This is a genomic window from Sorangium sp. So ce381 (genome assembly GCF_051473845.1).
Classification (GTDB): domain Bacteria; phylum Myxococcota_A; class Polyangia; order Polyangiales; family Polyangiaceae; genus Sorangium; species Sorangium atrum.
Genome location: NZ_CP150336.1, coordinates 1,214,451 through 1,231,611, shown reverse-complemented (window position 1 = coordinate 1,231,611; position 17,161 = coordinate 1,214,451). Strand labels below are relative to the sequence as shown.

Here is a 17,161-nt window from a genome sequence, read left to right as displayed (position 1 = left end):
GCACCGCCGCAGCGCTCTCCCGCACCGCAGCGCCGCCGCAGCGCTCTCCCGCACCGCACGCGCCCGCACCGCAGCGCCGGCGCGGGGCTCTCCCGCACAGGAGACGGGCCCAGATCGGCGTTTTCGGCGCGGAGGCGCACTCCAGTGCGCTGAGCACCGAAAACGTCGAGGTGGGCCCGTATCCGAAGCGGGAGAGCTCCGCGCCTTACGCGCTCTTGGCCATCGGCTCGCGGGTGATCTCTTCGATGCGCGCGCGCATCCGCTTCTTCGCGCGCTCCTCGATCTGCCGCACGCGCTCCTTGCTGACGCCGAAGTCGGCGCCGAGCTGCTCGAGCGTCACGGGGCTGTCCGTCAGCCAGCGCTGGTTCATGATGGAGCGCTCGCGCGGCGACAGCTCGTTCACGACCTGGAGCAGCGCGCGCGAGAGCTGCGCGCGCTCGTCGGCGGCGCAGGCCTCCTCCTCCGGCGTGTGCCCGCTCGACGCGAGCCGCTCCACCGGAGCGACGCCGTCCTCGGTCGGAGAGCGCTCCAGGCTGACGTCGCGCGCCATGAGCAGCGGCAGCAGCTCGGCCGCCCGCTCCTCCGACAGGCCGCTCAGCTCCGCGAGCACCGCCGGGTCCTTCTCGTGCGTCTTGCGGTAGATGCGCAGCGCGCGCCGCTCGCTCTTCGACGACCCGAGGCGCACGATCCGGTACCCCCGCGCCACGTGCTCGCGGATCTCCGCCCGGATCCAGTAGGCCGCGTAGGTCGCCAGGCGGCAGCCGCGGTCCGGATCGAAGCGCTCCGCGGCCTTCAGGAGGCCGATGTTCCCCTCCTGCACGATGTCCTCCATCGGCAGCCCCCAGCGGCGGTACTCGAGAGCGATCGTCATCACGAAGGGCAGGCACGCCTCGATGAGGCGCCGGCCAGCGTCCCGGTCACCAGCTCGCCAGCGGAGCGCGAGCTCCCGCTCGGCGTCCGGGCTCAGGGTGGCGTAGTTCGCGAGCTCTGTACGATAAGCCGAGAATGCCGCACGATCCCAGGTGGCGCTCATGATCTCTCCGCTCTCCACCGCGCGCGCCGATCAAGGAGGGCTTGCGAGCCCCTGCGAGCCGGCGGGCGGCACCGGGGCAGATGCAGGCGTGATGCCGGGATAAACCCTAGGAAATCGCCTTTTTTTGCGCTGGAATGCGCAACGTGTTCGGATCCACCGACGGAAGCGAAAGCTTTGCGGGAAAGCGGAGGAGCACGGATGCGCAGCGCTGAGCCCAGATCCACGGCGCACGAGCGGCGAACGAGGCGGACGAGGTGCGCGCAGTGTCCCCAGGCCGCGGGCGACGGCGGCGCCCGCGCGGCCGACGGCGGCGCCCGCGCGGCGCGCGCGCTCGCTCTCCGCGCGCACGCCGCCGCGGTCGCCCCTGCCCCCGCGCGCCGCATCGTGATATCCGGGGAGCAGTGAGGACGCGCGTCGCGGGCTCCGTCGCGTGCATCGCCGCAAGCCTGGCGACGCTCGCCTTGCTCTCGCGCGAGGCGGAGATCCCCCTCGCGAGGGCGCGGCGCGGGCTCGCGCAGCCCTTGCTCCACACCGTCGCGCCGGACGACGAGGAGATCGACGGCGTCGGATGTGACCCGAACGCCCTCGACCGCGGCATGGCGGTGCCGAGCGGAGCGCCGACGTCGCTCGACTGCGAGCAGGCCCGCGCCATCGTCGCCCAGGCCCGCACCACGCTGGCCGCTCCGCCGCTCCGCGTCGATCCCGCAAAGTTTGCCGAAGCGACCTCCGACTGGCTGGATCCGCACGGGCTGTGGTCGGTCGCCCCCGACGCGCCCGTGGGCGCCTCGCTGCGGCGGGAGGCCGCCGCGCTCCTCGACGAGCTGCAGGCGCCCGTGGGCAGCGGGCCGTGCGCGGCGGCGCTGCGCGTCGGCCAGGAGCTCGCCCGGTGGTCGCGCGAGCTCGATAGGCTCTTCGACGAGGGCTACCGGCGCGGCCTGGCCAGCCCGCCCGCGACCCACGCCGCGGCGTGGGAGCTGGTCTCGTCGGCGCCGTTCGAGGACGGCGAGGTGACGCGCAGCGCCCGGGACCTCGCGCGCAAGCTCGGCCGGGAGGTCGGCGGGCTGCGCGCGCACCTCGGGGAGCCGCTCGCCCGGTACGCCGACGCCGTGCGCGAGCGCGCGGCGCCCTCGATGAGCGAGGACGGCTGGGCGCGCACGGTGATCGCCGCCGCGGTCCGCGCCTACGTGCCCCAGCTGGACGCGCACGGCGCCTGGGCGCCGCTCGAGGAGGAGGTCTCCATCTACGATCTCGACCTCGAGGCGCACCCGCCGGCCCGGCTCTGGCAGGAGATGACGCGCACCGCGATCGGGGTGCGCATCGACCGCGGCGCGCTCGCGCCGCTCGAGGACGGAGACGTGGTGATCCGGATCCAGGATCTGCCGATCTCCGGCATGAGCGTCGAGCAGGCCGAGCAGCTCGCCGTGCTGTCCGACGTGCACCCCGGCACGACCGCCCGCGTGGCGCTGCTGCGGCGCGGGGCCGCGGCGCCGCTCGAGCTGACCGTGGCGCCGCACCCGGTCGGACCCCAGCCGCCCGAGGCGGCGCCCTCCGAGCTGCCGCTCGATCTGGTGCGCTACGGGGACGGCAAGGTCGCGGTGATCGCCATCCCCGACGTGCCCGACGACCTCGGGGATCGGGTCGCGGCGGCGCTCCTCCGCGCGCGCGCGCAGGGCGACACGCGGGGCGTGATGCTGGACGTGCGCGCCAACGGCGGCGGCTCGACCGACGGCGCGATCGCCGCGCTGGCGCTGTTCCTGCCGGGTGTACCGCTGTTCCCGATGCGGCGCCGCGACGGCGGCGTCGAGGTGGAGCGCTCGCCCGACGTCCCGGAGGAGCGCGGGTGGAGCGGGCCGCTCGCGGTGCTCGTCGACGGCGACTCCGCGAGCGCGGCGGAGATGATCGCCGGCGCGATCGGCAGCTACCGGCGCGGCGTGATCATCGGCGATCGGACGTACGGCAAGGGGTGCGCTCAGGAGTACCTCGACGACGACGCCCACGTCGGCGTGCTGCGGCTCACGACGCTCCTCTACGCGCTCCCCGACGGCGCGCCGGTGCAGAAGGTGGGCATCGTGCCGCAGGTGCAGCTCTCGCTGCCGGCGACGAGCGAGCGCGAGGCGCGCGTGGATCGGGCGCTCGGCCCGTGGCGAGGCCCCGACGTGCGCGATCTGCACCGCGTGCGCGACGTGCCCTGGCCGGCGCACGCCGGGCGGATAGGGCCCTGCCGCGACGAGACGGTCTGCCGCGCGCTGCGGTCGCTCGGCGCTGTGCCCGCGGCAGCGCGCTGACGCGCGTCAGCGCTTCCAGAACTTGCCGAGGAGGCCGCCCGCGGGCGTCGGATCGCTCGTCGTGCGGCTCCGCATCTCCTGCAGGCGGACCTCGCGGATGGCGTCGAGGTTCTTCGGGTTGAGCTCCGCCGCCAGGCGGAAATCGCCGATCGCCTTGTCGATCCTCCCCGAGCGCTTGAGGAGCATGCCGCGGTAGAAGAGCGCCCGCTCGTAGCGAGGCTCCCTCTCCAGGACGGCATCCAGCGTCTGGATCAGGTCGTCGTAGTGCGGGCTCGTGGCCCCCTCCGCGAGCACAGGCGGGTCGCCGCGCCGCTGCGCCTGGATCCATACGAGCAACGTCATGTACTCGGGCTGCTCCGGGTCGGCGTTGAGCGCGCGCCGCGCGCGGGCCTCGGCGCCCGCGAGGTCGTTCTTCTTGAGCAGGATCTCGGCCTTCTGGAACTCGAGCGCGGCGTCGACGGCGCGGGCGATCTTCTGCTCGTCCTCGGCGGGGGGCGGGGCCTCCTTCGGCGCGCTCTGGTACTCGGCGCGCCGCTTCGGATCGCTCAGCGTCTGGTAGGCCTCGCTGATGCGGGCGAACACGCGCGCGACGAGCGGCTTGACGTCCTGGAGCTCCGCCGGCGTCCGGTCGGGGTGCCACCGCTTGGCGAGCGCGAAATAGGCGCTCTGGACGCGCTCCGGAGGGACGTCCTCCGCGACGCCGAGCATCTCGAAGAAGCTCTCGCCGTCGATCGACGCGGCGCGCGCCTCGATCTCCGCGCGGCGCGCGGCGAGCTCGGGGTTCGGCGCGGCGCGCGGCAGCGGCGGGAGATCGGGCGCGAGCGCCGCCGGTCCCTGCGGCTTGGCCGGCTCCGCGCCGCGCGCCGGCGGCACGGGCGACGGCGCCTCGGCGCGCCCTGCCCCGCGCGCGGCCCTGACCTCCGGGCCGACCGCCGCCATCTTGACGGTGGGCGCCTGCTGGGGCGGCGGCTGAACGCGGGCACCGGTGAAGGTCGGCGCAGGAGGCGGCCTCAGCGCCTTGGGGTCCACGCCGCGGTAACCGCCGCCCGGATCACCGCCGGACGTGCGCGGGTCGAAGGGCGCCGCCGGGCTCGGGGTCGGCGCGCCGCTCCAGGACGCCGCCTCCGGCGCCGCGGCCGGGGGCGGCGCCGTGGAGCGGCGCGGAGCGACCGGGGCCCCGGCGCGCCTGCTGGATGGCGCCGCGACGTCGTCGGGCTGCCGCAGCGGTGCGCGGCCGTCGGCCTCGCCGCGCGCCGGGCGTGGACCAGGCATCGTCGAGCCCGCGGCGGGCCGCGGCGAGCGCGCCGCCGCGCCGGACGGGTCGCGCTGGGGCGCTGGCGCCGCGTCGGCCGCTGGCGCGCCGGCGGCCCGCTCCCGGCCGGGCCCGGCGGGGCCGCCGACCCCGACAGGGCGCCGGCCCGGCGCGCCGAGATCGAGGTGCCGCGTGATCGCGAGCGCATAGATCATCAGGCGCACCACGCGCTCCTGCGCGACCCCCGAGGCGAGCAGCTCGGCCAGCGTCATGCGCCGCATCCGCAGGAGATCCACGATGGCCGCCTCGTCGCGGTGGAGCTGGAACCGCTTCATCTCGGCCTCGGCGTGGAGCCCGAGCTGCCGGTTCTGGATCCGGTCCAGGGTCGTGTCGATCAGCGGATCGTCGGCGTGGAGCCGGACGCCCGCCATGATCACCGCGAGGGGCTCGCACCCGATGAGATCCGGACCGCCGTAGGACGACAGCAGGTTCTGGGCGTCGTAGTAGGCGTAACGCGTCTCGGGCGGGAGATCGTAGAGCGCGACCAGCTTGCGCACGAGCTGCTCGCGCAGCACGCCGAACACCGTCTCCCTGTCGAGCAGGCCCCGGGAGACGAGCAGCCGGCCATGCAGCACCCGTCGCTTGGTGATGTCCCGGAGCGTCTCCCGGAGCGTCGCCTCGTCCAGGAGGCCGAGATCGAGGATCACCCGATCGAGCGGGGCGATGATCGTCCCGGTCCAGATCTTGGCCGGCACGCCGTCGCTGAAGAAGATGCCGTGGCGGACGCCCTCGGGGTTGATGAAGCACGTCGTGCCGGTGAGGCGCCGGTCGAGCATGTACACGAGGAGGTGGACGAGCGGCGTGCGCGCGAGCGTGCCCTCCGCGGTCGGCGGGTCGCCCGGCAATGAAAGCACGGCGATCGGACCGGCCATCGCCGATGGCGGCAGATCAGACACCGGGTTGCGCTCGCGCCGCTGCGGCGGATCTCCCCAGCCGCGGGTTCGCACCGAAGGCGGCCGCGCGCTCTCCTCGGGGACCTCGTCCGGATCGCTGTCTGTCTGCACCGACCACGACTCCTCTCCATGAGCGCCCGGGGCGGGCGAGTACGGGTCCGCCACCGAGGCGGGCTCCAGATGCGGTGGATCGGGCCAGCGCGCCGTCGTGCGCCCTGGCCGCAAGGTCGGAGAGAGCCTGCCCGACGGCGCAGGCGGCAGATCCGCGAGCATCCTGGCGTCCGCGCCGTCGCCGGGCAGCCCCCCGAACGTGGCCTCGGGCGGCGAGGCCGGCCCGCGGGCGGCGTCGCTGGCCCGCGGCTGCGTCCTCCGGCTCGCCGGCGCGTTGGTCATCGGCAGCGTGGGCGACGAGGGCCGCGTGATCTGCTGCTGCGGCGGCATGCGCAGGTTGCCGAGCGGCGACGCCGGCGCGGAGCGGATCGGCGGCGACTCCGCCGCGAGCGCCGGCGTGCGGAGCGACACCTGCGGCGCCTCCTGGATCGCCGCGTGGGCGCGCATCGACGCGGCGGCGGGGTCGTCGCTCGTCGCGACGATCCGGCGGATGTGCCGCGGCGGCTCGCCCTGGCGAGGCCGCTCGGCGAGATCGACCTCGAGCGCGCGCGGGATGGGGCCGCCGGAGGCGTCGAGGACCAGCCGGACGCGCGGCTGCGAGTACCGAGCCGGGTGCGCCGGCGTCTGCACGACGAGCGCGACCTCCCCGGTCGAGAGCTCCACGAGCGTGCCGGTCGGAAAGATGCCGAGCGCGCCCACGAGCAGCCGCAGCACCGTGCGGTCCGCCGGATCGGCCGCCTCCTGCTCGAGCTTGGCGATGGCCTCGTCGGCGGAGAGCGGCGCCTGGCCCGGGGCCGCCGTCAGGAGGTCGTTGAAGGCGCGGGCGGTCGCGAGGATCCGCGCCTGGAGCGTCGGCTGGCGGAGGCCGCGGTAGACAGGGCCGAGCGCCGGCTGGCGGCGCACCCAGTGCGCCTCGTAGGCCACGACGGTGCGCATCACGCTGGGCTCGTTCACGAGGCCGAGCGCGGTCAGCACGACCGCCGTGCCCGCCGGGACGTCCGCCTCCTGCTGCTCGCTCAGCTGCGGGACGAGCCCGCCGGAGCCGCTCGTCGCGGCGCCCGTGAGGCGCGGCCGGGCGATGTCGAAGAGCAGCGCCGCCATCGAGAGCCGCTGGAGCAGGACGACGTCGCTCGTGATCTGCCGCGCCATCGCGAGGCTCAGGATCGCGGTGTTCACGGCGCGCCCGGCGTCGTCGTGGTTCTGGTTGCGCAGCGCGGTGACGCCCAGGAAGGCCGGCGTCTCGTTCGAAGACAGGTCGACGAGGCGCTGGGTGATGCGCTTGACGCCCTGCCGCAGGGTGTACCGGCCGTGCCGCAGGTCGTCGTAGAACCGGCGGATCATCACGATCGCCGTCGCGTAGGTGCGCACGATCGCGGAGGTCTCGTCGCCCTCGCGATCGATCGCCACCTCGCGGCGAAGCACGGCCTCGTCCACGGCGCGCAGGCGGACGCGCGGCGCCGGGCGGTCCGCGAGCGCCGGCTTGCTGCTGCGGAGGGCCTCGGCGAGCGCGGAGGCCAGCGCGTAGAGATCGCTCGCGCGGACGTCCTTGGCGACGCCGATCTCGGAGTAGCCGCAGCGGCTCAGGACCTCGCCGAGCTCGAGCGCGCCCTCGTAGACGGCGCGGTTCGCCTTGAGGAGCTGCCCGGAGACGAACACCGAGCCGCGGGTGAACAGGATCGAGACGTTGTGGCCGGAGCGCTGGCCGAAGTCCTGGACCAGCGAGACCGTCTCCTCGACCTGCCGCACCATGGCCTGGTTGTCGATCGCGTGCAGCGTCGAGAGCTTCACCAGCCGGAAGAGGGCCTGCACCACGCTGGCGGCGAGATCGCGCGCCTGCTCGCGGCGGATGTTCTCCGACACGTTCTGGCTGATGACGTCGACCTGGGGCGCCATCACGGGACCTCCCCGGCGGTCGAGATCCGCTTGCCGAGGCGCGCGGCGATGGCCTCGGCGGCGGCGCCCGCGGCGTCGCGCAGCGCCTGGCTGTTCCAGGGCCGCCGCTTCGTGGCGGCGAGCGCCGCGTCGAGCGCCTCCTGCGAGCGCGCCTCGCGGCCGAGCAGCTCCGCCGAGAGGCAGCGTGTCTGCTCCGCCGCGTCGTCCGCGAGGAGGCCGTGCCGCTGGAGCAGCTCGACGGCGACCGACTCGCCGCGCGCCGGGTTGAGCGTGTAGAGCGCGCCGAGGAACTCGCGCCGCTCGTCGAGCGTGAGCTGGTGGAACGAGCTGTCCTGCACGCGGCGGACGAGCAGCGGGCCGGCCGCGCGGACCTGGTGGTGCGCCAGCGTGCGGAGCGCCGCGACGCGCACGTCGGGCGGCGCCGACTCGGCGAGCGAGAGCAGCTCGTCCCGGATCTGCTCGGGGCTCGTCGCGAGGTGCGCGATCGCCTCGCAGCGGAGCGCCGCGTTCGCGCACCCGGAGAGCCGCTTCAGCGCGCCCAGGGCGCCCTGCGTCCGCGACGCGGCGAACATCTTGAGGATCGGGCGGGCCACGTCGAGATCCAGCGTCATGAGCGCGTCCACGACCCCCTCCTCGTGCCCGGGCAGCGTCCGCTCGACGTGGCCGAGCAGCGCGCGGCGCAGCGCCTCGTGGCCGGTGTGCCCCACGACCTCCATCGCGACGGGCAGGGTCTCGCTGCCGAGCTTGTGCAGGATGGGCGCGAGCCGCTGCGCGACCAGATCGAGGTCCACGGGGGCGGGCTGCGCCGCGCCGCCGGGGGCGGCCGTCGTGACGACGCGCGTCGCCTCGCGGAGGAGCAGCCGCATCGTGTCGGGCGGGAACATCCCCCGGGCGAGCTCCGTCGCGAGCGCGCCCCCCTGCTGCTTGGGCGCGAGCGCGTCGAGGGCCTTCTCGATCGCGTCGTGCATCCCGAAGAGCACCTCGAAGCGGCGCGCCAGGATGAGATCGCGCGCCGAGGCGGCCATCGGCTCCGTCACGAGCTCGACGTCCTTGTACCGCCTGGCGTTCAGGAAGGCGTCGGCCACGACCTCGACGAAGCGCTCGCTCCAGCGGTCCGGGCTCATGACGAGCTGCGTGCCGAGCGCGCGCTGCGCGACCGGGTCGAGCGCGAGCGCGCTCGCGGCGCGGCGCGCGGCCCGCAGCGCGGCGGCGTCGGTGTCGATGACCATCGCGGCCGCCTCGGCGCGGTTCGCCTTCTCCTCGGCGGCGCGCCGGGCCATGCCCTCGAGGTCGTCGGCCTCGTGCCAGAACTGCTCGCGATCGGCCGCGTCCCCCTCGACGAAGACGCTCACCACGTCGTAGCGCACGTGCTCGAGGCGGCGCTCCCACAGGGCGGCCGCGACGTCGTCCTCGGGGGCGAGGTCGCGCAGCGGATCGAGCAGCAGCACCTCGCAGAGGGCGCGCAGCTCGTCCTCCGTGATGCCGGGGAGCAGCTGGACGCGCCGCACGCCGGCCGCGAAGAGGTTGTACGGGACGAGGTCGAGCGGGTGCTGCGGCTCCCACACCGTCCGCCGGCGATGCTCGAAGGCGTACGGCGTCAGCGTCCAGTGGACGAGGGTCCCGTCCGCGCGCAGCGCCTCCACGATCGCCTGGAAGGTCGCGCGGAGCTTGTTGTCCGCATCCGGGTGGCGAAAGCCGTAGTGACGCACCGCCGGGAGCAGCCGCTCCATGCGGCGGAACACCTCGGTCAGCCGCGTGACCGCGGGGTCGTCCGGCTCCGCCTCGCCCGGCTCGTCCTGGGGCGCGGGCTCCTCCGCCGCCCGCATCCCGACGGCCGTTGGCGAGTCGTCCGGCGGGGGGCGCCTCGTGCTCGTCGGCGAGGAGCGGCGGGGTGCGGACGCGCCGATCTCCTCGAGGACGCGCAGCACCTCCTGCCGCATCTGCGCGGCCGACTCGAAGCGGTTGCGCTTGTCCCAGGCGAGCGCCTTGTCGACGAGGCCGATGACCGAGGCGGGCAGCTCGGGCGCGATCCGCGCGAGCGACGGCGCCGGCGTCGTCGCGGCGAGGATGAACGCCTCGTTGTCCGAGCGCCCCTGGTGGAGGCGCTGCCCGCTGAGCACGGCGTACAGGGTCGCCCCGATCGAGAAGAGATCCGCCCGCCCGTCGACCCCCTCGGTGAGGCCCATCGCCTGCTCGGGCGCCATGAACGACGGGGTGCCGAGCGCCGTGCCCGCCTTCGTCTTGTCGCCGGGCGCGCCGCGCATCCTCGCCACGCCGAAGTCGAGCAGCTTCACCACGTTGTCCTTCGTGATGAAGATGTTCGCGGGCTTCAGGTCGCGGTGGACGATGCCCTCCGCGTGGAAGCTCTCGAGCGTGAGGAGCACCTCCCCCGCGATCCAGAGCGCCTCGGCGACGGGGAGCTTCCGGTTCTTGCGCTTCCAGAGCTGCTGGACGGTCTCCCCGTCGAGCAGCTCCATCACGAGGAACGGCTCGTCCTGCTCGGTGATGTCGTCGTCGAGGATCGCGACCCGGCCGGGGTGGTCGATCTTGTTGGCGACGTAGCCCTCGCGCAGGAATCGCTCGCGGATGCCGACGTCGCGCGCGAACTCGGCGTGCAGGATCTTCAGCGCGGCGCGCGAGCCGTTCCGGTGGTGCGTGGCGGCGTACACGGAGGCCATGCCGCCCACGCCGAGGAGCGAGTCGATCCGCCACTTGTTCTTGACGGTCATCCCGAGGCGGGCGCGCGCCCGCTGCTTCTCGTCCGGCGCGTCCGTGACTTCCGAGGGCGGAGGGATGACGGACTCGGGGATGACGCCACGTGAGGTCATTCGGCCACCGGAAGGCGGGAAATCGTATCACCTCCCCGCCCGCACGAGGTTCCGGATTTCGGCGGGCAGGCAGTGCACCTTACCGTTTCCTGGCGCCGGGCGGGTGCAGGGCGACGCTGGTACGGTAGCTCGTTCCGCCCGCCGGAAAGCCGGCCAGGGATGCGAGGGAGCGCCGCACGGGCGGCGAGCCGGCCGGGATTACGAGGGCTGGCCGCCGGCCGATACGGCACCAGGGCGGGGCCCTACGCGTCGCTCCGGGAGGCGATCGCCAACGCGAACGGCAAGCGGGTGCTTGCATGCGCGAGCGGCACGTTCGCGGAGAGCGTGACGATCCGGGTGGGGGTCGATCGGGGGCTTCGCGCGAGGCGGCGACCCCGGCGTGACGACGTGCGGGGACGGGGCTCAATTCCTGGCTGCGATGGTGGTCGAGGCGGTCGAGGTAGAGACGGAGGCCCCGGCGCTGGCAGTCGAGGCGGCCACGCTGTAGGCATCGCCCATGCGGCCGCCCCGAGCGACGCGCCGGCGGTACAGTTCACTCCGGGCACGGCCGGCGACGGCGGCAGCGCCGCGCCCGGCGATCCGTCGGAGAGCGCCGGCGCCGGGAAGTGCTGGGCTCTGCTGGGATTTGCGGCGCAGACGCCGTGTGGAGGATGACCGCCCATGAACACACCGAAGTATGTCCGCGCCCGGCTGCTGGCGGACCCGGCAGCCTCGCTCGATCCGTGGATGGATCCGGTGTGGTGCGCGACGACGCCTGAGGCGGAGAAGCAGCGGCATGCGGAGAAGCGTGCCCGCCGGGTCATGGAGATCTACGGGGTCGAGGATCCCCGGATGGAGGCGCTGCTCGTGCGGCTGGCGAGCCAGGTGGAGCAGTGGGCCGCCGAGGAGCGAGCCACCACGCAGGAGGCGGACGACGAGGCATGGGTGAGCGCGGTGCCGGACAAGGGCGAGACCGAGCGGCGCAGCTCGCGCCTGGCGCTGATCGGCGCGGTGCTCTTCGTGCTGGGGGTCTTGTGCGGCGTGGCGCTGGCGGCGCTGCGGCTGCGCTGAGACAGCGGCGTAGCGAAGCCGCGCACGGCGCGGTTTGATCGGGAGCAGAAGATCCCCGGCGGGACCGCTGGTACGCGGAGCTAGGACGGCCCGGCAGGGCGCCCGAGCGCGCGGCACCGGGCGTCCTCGAACACCACACGCACGCCGCGGTTGGAGGCAAAGATCGCGTTGAGGCGCGCGGTGACCGCAGGATCGCCCGTGAAGACGTCGATCTGCCGTCCGACGACCTTGATGCCGCGATCCTCGGCGACGAAGCAGCCGTCGTGTCGGCCCCCGCCCGGGAGCGGCAGCCCGACGAGCTCGGGCACGAAGAGGGACGTGCCGAGCGGAATGACGCTCGAGTCGACCGCGACCGTGCGCAGCGGCGTGATCGGGCGCCCGGTCGCGCCGCGGCCATACGGGAACCGCCGCGGATCGAGCCGCTCGAAGCAGACCTGCTGGCCGGTGCGCGGGCAGACATCGGCGCATGCGCAGCCGCGCCGCGCGAAGCTCACCGTGTCACCCGAAGCGAGCCGGCCGCTGCCCTGGACGCAGACCTGGTCGTGGAACGCGCGCGGGACGCTCGCGAGCGGCGCGCAGGCGGCGTCGTAGAGGACCGCATCCTTCGGCCCTCCGCCCTCGCTCGGGAAGTCGTAGTAGGTGTTCCGGAACATCCCGGGTGCGAGCCCCGGTGCCGCCTGTGGTGCCGGCGCCAGCGCGGCCCGTGACGCCGGCGTCGCGCGCGGGGGCCGGCCGTGCTCGCGCACGAGGATCGCGGGATCGTCCTCGCCCGCGGCGCCGCCCAGATCGGCCTGCGCCGCGTCGGGCGCCTCGCCCGGCGCGCCGTCGACAGTGGCGCTGGCGCCCCGGTCGCGATCGCCGTCGTCCGGGGAGGGCTCGTGGAGCCACCCGCCGCCTCCGCGCGCGATCTGCGGCTCGCTCGAGCCGTCGTGGACCCAGTCCGCGCCTCCCTTCGTCGTGCACCCCGCAGGGAGCGCGAGCAGGAACGCCTGGAGCCCGCCGATGATGAGCGCTCGCGCGCGTGCCGCGCTCGTCAAAAGGCGCCTCCGAGCCGGGCGAGCTCCCGGAGCGCCGCGGCAGCGATGTCGGCGCGCGCCCAGAACGCGGCGGGTGAGCCGGCGCTCTCGGGCGCGGCGCCGGCGGCGATCACCACGGGCGCGGAGTCGCCCGCGCCCGGCTGGCCAAGGCGGCTCGCGACGAGCCGCAGCGGCTCGACCACCAGCGCGAACGCGATGTCCGAGCCGAGCGGCGCCAGCGCCTTCTTCATGGACGGGACCTCGCCGAGGCGCTCTCCCTGGAGCGCGGCGACCACGCCGCGGAGCCCCGCGCCCGGATCGTTGCCGACGGCCGCGAAGAGGCCATCGTCGCGGACCAGGTAGAGCAGCTCGATCGACGACGGCGGAAGCGACGCTCCCTGCGCGGCGGGCGCGCCCTTTCCGCCCTGCGGCCCCGCGCCCTGCGGCCCCTTGCGCGCCTGCGCCCCTCCCGCGCCGGCGGGCGCGCTCGCCCCGGCGGTCCGCTCGAACCGCACCCGCCGCACGTCGCCGTCGAGCAGCGGAAGCGCCGCCTTGCCCGCGGAGACCCGGAGCCCCTCGCGCTGCAGCGCGGCCTTGAACGGCGGGAGCTCCGCGGTCCCGAGGAGATCCTGGATGGAGGCCTCGAGCTTGGCCCGGTCGCCCACGGCGGCGCGCACGAACGCCGTGGGACCCGCGCCGTCGAAGCGGAGCCCGCCGGCGAACCAGTCGCCGCGCGCGTCCGACGCCGCGCGGATCGCGGCGCCGAGCCGCTCCCGCTCCGCCGCCGGGAGGTCGCCCTCGACGAGCCCTGCGAGGGCGTCGACGAGCCTGGGCACGCTCTCGGCGCGCGTCGCGGCCCGATCGCGGACCAGGATCCCGACGAGCGAGTCGGCGGGCAGATCGAGCAGCGGCTTCACGTCGCCGACGGCGAGATCGGCCGACGCCTTCGACGCCGGGCCGCCCCCTGCCTTCGGCGTTCCGGAGACGCGCAGGTGCGCGTCCTCGTCCAGCACCAGCGTGAGGCGCGCCCGCTCGAGATCGCCGAGCATCGCGAGCGCGCTCTCGATCATCGGGCCGAGCGGCACCGCGGTGGCGCGCGGCGCGCCGTCGGGGCCGCGCGCCTTGTCCCAGGCGCTCCGCGCCGCCTTGAGCACCGGGCCCTCGAGCGCGGCCCTCGGGAGCTCGACCGCGAGGTCCTCCTTCGGCACCTGCGCTTGCGGCATCGTCCGCGCGACGTAGGGGCCCAGGGAGATCAGGTCCCCCGGCGTCTCCGCGACGAGCAGGTAGTTGCCGAGGACGCCGAGGGCCACCGGGCTCGCCCCCTGGAGCGGCTCGAGCAGCGCGATGGCGGTCGCCGCGTCGGGCTTCGCGCGGAAGCGGGCCCCCTCGCCTCGCGTGAGCTGGTCGATGAAGCGCCCCCCGTCCTTCACGTGGATGCCGAGCGCGGCCCGCGGGCGCGCCCCGTCCGCGGCCTCCACGGCCGCGCCGAGCACCGGCACCGCGCCGTCGATCTCGGACGCGACGGTGATGGGCAGGCCGAACAGCGACGCCGCAAGGGCGCCGGCGCTGCTCGGGAGGAGCGCCGCCGAGCCGCCGACGAGGGCGCGCGCCTTGGCCCACGTGGCGTCCGGCGTCGGGAGGAACGCCTCGGCGATGAGCCCCGCCGGCGCGGGCACGGGGCTCATCGCCGAGGCGCCGGCGTCGGACGGCGCGCCAGGCGATTTGCAGCCCAGGGCGCCCGCGCCCAGGCCGAGGGCGATGGCCAGCAGCGCTGCAGCGCCGCGGCGCACGGCAGAGGTCGATCGCACGATCACGACCCGAACGGTAGCGCCTTCTCGCCGCGGTCGACCACGAACCTGCAAAATCGCAGCGCGCGCGCCGGGCGACGCGCGTGAGATCCTCGCCGCCGAGCTGCTCGTGCGCGAGGAGGCGGCTCCCGGGCACATCGCGTCGACCGGCCGAGCAACCGTCGAGCCGCGGTGGCGGACAGGGGAAGCCCTTGGCTGCAACCGCGGGTGCACGCCCCGGCCGGACAGCGGAGCGCAGCGTGGCAGCTGCCCGCATCACCCCTGCGCTGGTGCGAGGCGGCGTCAGCGGAAAGCTGCGGAGCAGGCGCACCGCTGCGGTAAGCTCCAGCCGATGCCTCGCCCCGGCTACGACAGCGTGGTGCTCATCACCGGCTTCCCCAAGTTCATCGCGCGGAAGATGCTGCAGCACATCCTCGCGTCGGAGCCGCGCACGCTCGTGGTCGCCGTCGTGCTCGCGAAGTCTTCGGCGCAGGCCAGCGCGGAGCGCGACGCGCTGCCGGCGGCGGACCGCGAGCGCCTCGTGCTGCTCGAAGGGGACGTCGCGGCGATGGATCTCGGGCTGTCGGGCGCCGAGTTCCGGCAGCTGGCCCGCGAGGTCGACCGGATCCATCACCTCGCGCACGTGGGCCATGCCGGGGCCGACCAGAGCACCGCCCACGCCGTGAACGTCGTCGGGACGGCCGAGGTGATCGAGCTCGCCCGCGCCTGCACCTCGCTCCAGTGCCTCGTCCATCAATCGACCGCGTTCGTCGCAGGGGACCGGACGGGGACGGTGTACGAGGACGATCTCGAGGCCGGCCAGGCGTTCCGCAACCCCGTCGAGGAGACGCGGATGCGCGCGGAGGTGCTCGTGCGGCGGGCGATGCGCCACGTGCCGGCGGCGGTCGTCCGGCCGACCACGGTGGTGGGCGACGCGACGACCGGGGAGATCGACCGGCTCGACGGCCTGTACCTCCTGGTGCTGCTCATCATGGCGGCGCCGGCCGACATGGCGATCCCGATGCCCGGCCGCGGCGACGTGCCGCTCAACATCGTCCCGATCGATCACGTCGTCCGCGCGTCCCACGCGATCGGCCTGAACCGCCTCGCGCTGGGTCGCACGCTCCACATCGCCGACCCGCACCCGCTGTCGGCGCGGCGGGTCTTCGATCTCATCGCGCGGGCGAGCGGCCGCCGCGCCGCGCGCGGTCACATCCCGTCGAACCTCGCCAAGGCGCTGCTCCGTACGCCCGGGATCGAGCGCTTCGTCCGCAGCCCGCGCGCGTTCGTCGAGCAGCTGATGACCCCCGTGCGCTACGACGCCCGGAACGCGGATCTCGTGCTCACGGCCGCGGGGATCGCGTGCCCGCCCTTCGAGTCGTACGTCGACGTGCTCGTCGGCGCCGTCCAGGAGCGCGTCCGCGAGCGGCGCGAGCGCCAGGAGATCGAGGTCAGCGCGGACGCCGAGCTCGACGTCGAGGATCCGCTGTCGTGAGCGGCGCAGCCCGCTCCGCAGCCCACGCGGAGATCCCGGAGCGCCGCGCGGCGACCCGCCGTGCCCCGCAGCGGCGCGCGCCGGCGCGGCCCTTCACCGGGGCGTCGCGGCGCGCCCTCGCGGCGATGCTCGCGGCGCTGCTCGCGACCGCTGCGCTCGGCTGCAGCGCGACGCGCGAGCACGTCGCGCCGCCCGCGCCCGAGGTGGGATCCGCGCCGCCCGCGCCAGCGCCCCCGCCGCGCCTCACAGAGGCCCCCGCCCCGGAGACAGCTGCGCCGCGCCCCGCGGAGGCCGCGCCGGCGCGCCCGCCGGAGCTGGATCTGCTGCGCCCCGAGGACGGGGTTTACGCCCACTTCTTCGCGGCGCTCCGCGCGCTCGAGCAGGGTCGCCGCCGGGATCACGTGCGCATCGCCTGGCTCGGCGACTCGCACGCCGCAGCGGACTTCTGGAGCGGCGCGGTCCGCACCGCGCTGCAGCGGCGCTTCGGCGACGGCGGGCTCGGCTTCGTGCACCTCGGCTATGCCGCCTACCGCCACGACGGCGCGCGGCTCACGGCCGACGGCAAGTGGCGGACCCGCCCGAAGTCTCCGGGCGGCTCCACGCCGGCCGACGACGGCGTCTTCGGGCTCGGCGGCATCCTCTTCGGCGCGCAGACGGCCCCGGTGCGCGCGGAGATCGCGCTCACCTCGGCGGGGCCTCCCGCGCGGCTGCTCTGGGACGTGTGCTTCCGCCCGAGCGCGCCGGGCGACGAGGTCGCGGTGACGATCGAGGGCGGCCCGAGCGAGGTGCTCCGCGCGGCCGCGGGCGAGGCCCCCGGCGCGCTGCAGCACGCGCGGCTGGCGAGCGTGGGCGCTGTGAAGCTCGGCGTCGCGCCGTCGGGCGGGGCCGAGCTCTGCGGGCTGGTCGTCGAGCGCGATCCGGAGGCCGGGGCCGGGGTGGTGCTCGACACGCTCGGCATCAACGGCGCCCGCCTGGCGACGCCGCTCCGGTGGAGCGAGCTCGGCTGGGCCGCCGAGCTCGCGCGGCGCTCGCCGGAGCTCGTCGTGATCGAGTACGGCACGAACGAAGCGGGCGACGTCACCGCGGATCCGTCCCTCTACGCGAAGCAGCTCGCCGAGCTGCTCGCCCGCGCCCGCAGGGTGGAGCCCGACGTCGACTGCCTTGTGCTCGCGCCGACGGACCGGAGGGACGCGCCGGAGCGCACGCCCGTCGTCCGAGACGTCCTGCGCGACGCCGCGCGGGAGGGCGGCTGCGCGTTCTGGGACACGTACGAGGCGATGGGCGGAAGGGGCTCGATCGAGGCCTGGTACCGCGAGCGCCCGCCGCGCGCGTCGCGCGACGGCGTCCACCTGACCTTCCGCGGCTACCAGCAGCTCGGCGTGAAGCTCTCGAACGACATCCTGGAGCGCTATCGCCCCTGACGAGCGGCCCCGCCTCCGGGGTCCGTTCGACGCCGAC

General features: G+C 75.2%; 10 protein-coding genes. 5 read left to right on the top strand and 5 right to left on the bottom strand.

Translation table 11 applies throughout. The annotated features are described in order from the left end of the window. Window positions 1–205 precede the first annotated feature (205 nt). Window positions 206–1,033: a sigma-70 family RNA polymerase sigma factor gene (locus tag WMF29_RS04540; RefSeq protein ID WP_437327655.1), complete on the bottom strand. Its 828-nt coding sequence runs from the start codon at window positions 1,031–1,033 to the stop codon at window positions 206–208. 198 nt (window positions 1,034–1,231) lie between these two features. Between WMF29_RS04540 and WMF29_RS04535 the strand changes: the two genes are divergently transcribed. Together WMF29_RS04535 and WMF29_RS04530 are read left to right on the top strand one after the other, a co-directional pair. Next, complete coding sequence (locus tag WMF29_RS04535) at window positions 1,232–1,438, top strand: hypothetical protein (RefSeq protein ID WP_437327654.1); 207 nt, start codon at window positions 1,232–1,234, stop codon at window positions 1,436–1,438. Then, complete coding sequence (locus WMF29_RS04530) at window positions 1,435–3,318, top strand: S41 family peptidase (protein ID WP_272100136.1); 1,884 nt, start codon at window positions 1,435–1,437, stop codon at window positions 3,316–3,318. Before WMF29_RS04535 ends, WMF29_RS04530 begins: the two co-directional genes overlap by 4 nt. A gap of 6 nt (window positions 3,319–3,324) precedes the next feature. Here the strand turns inward: WMF29_RS04530 and WMF29_RS04525 are convergent, their stop codons facing one another. Beyond that, the gene (locus WMF29_RS04525) at window positions 3,325–7,527 is read right to left on the bottom strand and encodes a DnaJ domain-containing protein (RefSeq protein WP_437327653.1); all 4,203 of its coding nucleotides are present in this window, start codon (window positions 7,525–7,527) and stop codon (window positions 3,325–3,327) included. Then, on the bottom strand, window positions 7,527–10,355 hold the full coding sequence (locus WMF29_RS04520) for a protein kinase domain-containing protein (RefSeq protein ID WP_437327652.1): 2,829 nt from the start codon (window positions 10,353–10,355) through the stop codon (window positions 7,527–7,529). Before WMF29_RS04520 ends, WMF29_RS04525 begins: the two co-directional genes overlap by 1 nt. Before the next feature lie 660 nt (window positions 10,356–11,015). Here WMF29_RS04520 and WMF29_RS04515 point away from each other — a divergent pair. Continuing rightward, window positions 11,016–11,405 carry a hypothetical protein gene (locus tag WMF29_RS04515; protein ID WP_437327651.1) on the top strand — a complete coding sequence of 130 codons (390 nt, stop codon included), beginning with the start codon at window positions 11,016–11,018 and terminating at the stop codon, window positions 11,403–11,405. 80 nt (window positions 11,406–11,485) lie between these two features. On the opposite strand, the gene WMF29_RS04510 is transcribed toward WMF29_RS04515, so the two are convergent. Both WMF29_RS04510 and WMF29_RS04505 read right to left on the bottom strand, forming a co-directional pair. Beyond that, complete coding sequence (locus tag WMF29_RS04510; RefSeq protein ID WP_437327650.1) at window positions 11,486–12,442, bottom strand: 3D domain-containing protein; 957 nt, start codon at window positions 12,440–12,442, stop codon at window positions 11,486–11,488. After that, window positions 12,439–14,229 (bottom strand): hypothetical protein, encoded by a 1,791-nt coding sequence (locus tag WMF29_RS04505; protein WP_437327649.1) that lies wholly within the window; start codon window positions 14,227–14,229, stop codon window positions 12,439–12,441. The genes WMF29_RS04510 and WMF29_RS04505 overlap by 4 nt, the downstream gene beginning before the upstream one ends. Before the next feature lie 331 nt (window positions 14,230–14,560). Here WMF29_RS04505 and WMF29_RS04500 point away from each other — a divergent pair, with 331 nt between their 5' ends. Both WMF29_RS04500 and WMF29_RS04495 read left to right on the top strand, forming a co-directional pair. Further along, complete coding sequence (locus WMF29_RS04500) at window positions 14,561–15,703, top strand: SDR family oxidoreductase (RefSeq protein WP_272100121.1); 1,143 nt, start codon at window positions 14,561–14,563, stop codon at window positions 15,701–15,703. Next, window positions 15,700–17,124 carry a GDSL-type esterase/lipase family protein gene (locus tag WMF29_RS04495; protein ID WP_437327648.1) on the top strand — a complete coding sequence of 475 codons (1,425 nt, stop codon included), beginning with the start codon at window positions 15,700–15,702 and terminating at the stop codon, window positions 17,122–17,124. The genes WMF29_RS04500 and WMF29_RS04495 overlap by 4 nt, the downstream gene beginning before the upstream one ends. Window positions 17,125–17,161: the final 37 nt, after the last annotated feature.